The following is a 3,269-nucleotide window of genomic DNA, read 5'->3' on the forward strand; positions in this document are numbered from 1 at the left end:
CGACCGCCTCGGGCGCGAACTTCGCCGCGACCTGCCTGTTCGTCTCGGCGAGCCTGCTGCTGGTGGTGCCGGTGGCGCTGTTCTGCGGGGACACGGTGGCCTCGGAGGCCAACTGGTCCTCGCTGCGCTACCTGCTGGCGGCTCCGGTGCCCCGGATGCGGCTGCTGTGGTCCAAGCTGGCCGTCGGGCTGACCATGAGCCTGGCCGCGATGATCTGGCTGCCCCTGGTCGCCCTCGCGGTGGGCTCGGTCGCCTACGGCTGGGGCCCGCTGCGGATCCCCACCGGCGGCGCGCTGCCGCTCACCGACGCCCTGTGGCGGCTGGCGGTGGTCGTCGGCTACCTGTTCGTCTCCCAGCTGGTGACCGCCGGCCTGGCGTTCTGGCTCTCCACCCGGACCGACGCGCCGCTGGGCGCGGTGGGCGGGGCGGTGGGCCTCACCATCGCCGGCAGCGTGCTGGACCAGGTGGAGGCGCTCGGGCAGTGGCGTGAGTTCCTGCCCGCGCACTGGCAGTTCGCCTGGGCGGACGCCATCCAGCCGCAGGTGGTCTGGGACGCGATGATCCAGGGTATGTCGGTGTCGGTCGCCTACGCGCTGGTGCTCTTCGCCCTGGCGTTCCGCGGGTTCGCCCGCAAGGACGTCGTGTCCTGACCGCGCCGCTCCCGTACGAAACAGGGGGCGGCCGGGGTGCTCGTGAGCACCCCGGCCGCCCCTTTTCCTCTGCCGCGGTCAGGCGCGCCAGGTGTCGTTCAGCGTGATCCGGCCGGTGGACGGCACGGTGAGGGTGCGGTTGGCGCCCGACTCCCAGGTGACGGCGCCGGAGGCGTTCTTGCGCACGTACTTGTAGGCGCAGGTGGTGCCGGCGGGCAGCGCCACGTCCAGGCTCCACACCGGGTAGGCGGCCGGGTCGAGCTTCGGCGCCTTCGCGGTGTCCCAGCCGCCGAGCTGCGCGCAGTCACCGGCGACGTGGATGTTCTCGCCGACGACGGTGGTCGCGTTCACCTTGAACGAGGCGCCGGCGGACGGCTGGACGGTGCCGGAGCAGGTGCGGGCCCCGGCGTGCAGGGCCACCGCGGTCTCGGCGGCGAGGGTGGCTGTGAACTGCCCGGAGGAGTTGACGGTGACGGCCCGGCCGGACTGCACGTCGCAGTAGTCACCGGCGGCGAGTGAGGTCTGGAAGGTGCGCGACAGGGCGGTGCCGGTGTGGTTGATGGCCACGTAGGCCTTGCTGCCGCGGCCGAAGGCGATCCGGTCGCCGCCGTCGTCCCACCAGTTGGTCACCGCCTGTCCGCGCGCGGTGTTGCGCAGGGCAACCATGGAAGAGATCTCCCGCCAGGCGTGCTGGCACTTCCAGCCGTCGCTGTAACAGGCGTTCACCTGCCCGCCGTTGGGCGGGCCGGCGTCGTTGTTGCTGAACTCGTAGCCGGAGTGGACGTCCGGGGAGCCGTACGGCCAGGCCAGCATGAAGACGTTGGCCAGGGTGTAGGTGGCGCCGGCCTTGTAGTTGAGGGTCTCGCCGTTGCGCTCGGTGTCGTGGTTGTCGACGAAGACGCCGGCCTTGGAGGAGCCGAGGTAGCCCCAGGACTCCCCGTAGTTCTTCAGGTAGGCCAGGTTCTCGTTGCTGAAGACCCTCTTCAGGTCGCGGGCGTACCGGAACTCCTGGACGTCACCGGTGTTGAGGTACTCGTCGGGCTGGACGGCCTCACCGGCGCCGTGGATCACCTCCTGCTTCCAGTACGCGTTCGGGTTGGTCAGCCGGGACTTGATGTTCGCGAGGTCGGCCGCGGGCATGTGCTTGGCGGCGTCCACCCGGAAGCCGTCGGCGCCCAGGGAGAGCAGGTCGTTCATGTACGCGGCGATCCGGCCGCGCACGTAGTCCTCGCCGGTGTCCAGGTCCGCCAGGCCGACCAGTTCGCAGTTCTGCACGTTGGCCCGGTCGCCGTAGTTGCTGATCTGGGCGGTGCAGTTGTCGAAGTCCGGGGCGGAGTACAGGCCCGGGTAGTTGTACTTGGTGTACGAGGAGCCGCCGGTGCCGGTGCCCGACCCGGCCGACATGTGGTTGATCACCGTGTCGACCACGACCTTGACGCCCGCCGCGTGGCAGGTGTCGATCATGCTCTTGAACGCGGTGCGGTCGCCGAGGCGTCCGGCGATCTTGTAGCTGACGGGCTGGTACGAGGTCCACCACTGGGAGCCCTGGATGTGCTCCTGCGGGGGCGAGACCTGGACGTAGCCGTAGCCGGCCGGTCCGAGCTGGTCGGTGCACGCCTTGGCGACCGAGGCGAACTTCCACTCGAACAGGACGGCGGTGACGTCCTTGTCGCCGGGCGGGGCGGCCTGCGCCGTCGTCGGCGCCGCCACGACGGCCAGGGCGGCTCCCGCCACCAGGGCGAGAGTCGCGGCCATGGTCTTTTTGGCCATGTGTCCTCCACGGAGGGGAGAAGGAAAGGGGGGGAGAAGGTGCGCGCGTTGCAGGGGGAACCACAGGGGCACTTCCGCGTCGCATCCCGGTGCAAGAACCCGACGGGGCTTGCTGCAAGCTCTTGCAACTGGGGTGCGGTCGCGACCGTACGAGCGGCCCGACCAGGCGTCAACCCTTCGCGCAGCAACCGCTTCCAAGATCACCGGAGCAATGCGGGCGCTTCGCCCGCCGCCGCCCAGATCGCATCCGCCCGCGCCCCACCGGGCCCGTCGACACCCTCCGAACGGGCCCGCAAACGATCACGGACCCCTCCGCCGCCGCCTCTTGACAGCCCTTCGCGTGGCTGAACTACTGGCCCTCACACACGAATACCGAATGTTCGGTCGGTAACCCACGGTGGTGATTCTCCATGACGCAGACCGCTCAGGGCTCCCCCGGTCCGGCGGAGACGATGTTCGCCGCCGACGCGGCCTCGGCCGCACTCGGCATCGAGCTGGTGGAGCACGGCCCGGGCACGGCGGTGTGCCGGATGCGGGTGACCCGCGCGATGGTGAACGGCCACGGCATCGGCCATGGCGGCTATCTGTTCCTCTTCACCGACACGGCCTTCGCCTGCGCCTGCAACAGCCGCGGACCGGTGACCGTCGCGGCGGGTGCCGACATCGACTTCGTCGCCCCGGTGCACGAGGGCGACCTTCTGGTGGCCACCGCCGTGGAGCGCACCAGCTTCGGGCGCAGCGGCATCTACGACGTCACGCTCCGTCGCGGGGATGAGGTGGTCGCGGAGTTCCGCGGCCGCAGCCGCGCGCTCCGTGGCGCAGCGGGCTGACCGCGGGCCGCCCCAGGGC

3 protein-coding genes are annotated in these 3,269 nt (G+C 70.8%); 2 read left to right on the plus strand and 1 reads right to left on the minus strand.

The window, feature by feature from the left end; all coding sequences use genetic code 11:
* Positions 1-650, plus strand: a 650-nt coding sequence (locus ACOV8S_RS27165) for an ABC transporter permease (RefSeq protein ID WP_448321027.1), incomplete at its 5' end; no start/stop codon positions are given.
* Between the two features lie 78 nt (positions 651-728).
* Here ACOV8S_RS27165 and ACOV8S_RS27170 read toward each other — a convergent pair.
* Positions 729-2,420: a carbohydrate-binding module family 20 domain-containing protein gene (locus tag ACOV8S_RS27170; protein WP_448321029.1), complete on the minus strand. Its 1,692-nt coding sequence runs from the start codon at positions 2,418-2,420 to the stop codon at positions 729-731.
* Positions 2,421-2,830: 410 nt separating this feature from the next.
* On the opposite strand from ACOV8S_RS27170, the gene paaI reads away from it, so the two are divergent.
* Positions 2,831-3,250 carry a hydroxyphenylacetyl-CoA thioesterase PaaI gene (gene paaI, locus ACOV8S_RS27175; protein WP_448321031.1) on the plus strand — a complete coding sequence of 140 codons (420 nt, stop codon included), beginning with the start codon at positions 2,831-2,833 and terminating at the stop codon, positions 3,248-3,250.
* Positions 3,251-3,269: the final 19 nt, after the last annotated feature.

The sequence above is a fragment of the Streptomyces sp. CO7 genome (assembly GCF_053474865.1).